This window comes from Tamlana crocina (assembly GCF_012037625.1).
The window spans coordinates 1-329 of record NZ_JAAVJS010000636.1; the positions used below are offsets into that span (position 1 = coordinate 1).

1 pseudogene is annotated in these 329 nt (G+C 43.8%); it reads left to right on the forward strand.

Features of this window, described 5'->3' with window-relative positions:
• Positions 1-329: pseudogene (locus HC176_RS18375) on the forward strand (serine hydrolase); the annotation flags it as partial.

The following is a 329-nucleotide window of genomic DNA, read 5'->3' on the forward strand; positions in this document are numbered from 1 at the left end:
TTTTGCCCGCCTCGGAAAATTATATAATGACTTCGGCAAGTGGAATGGTAAACAAGTGCTGGACTCCACTTACGTCACAGAATCCATCCGGCCGCAGCTGGAGGATTATCCGCATTACGGATTGGGGATCTGGTTAGAGCCTGATCTTACTTCAGAAGTATTTTATTTCCGCGGAATTTTAGGTCAGTATGTAATTGTGCTGCCGCAGGAAGATGTGATCATCGTTAGGCTGGGAAAAGAAGGCGGCAAAGTTCCCGATGATAAGGAACATCCCAAAGATTTTTATTTTTATCTTGAGGAGGTGTTAAAAATGCTTTCCCTGAATGATC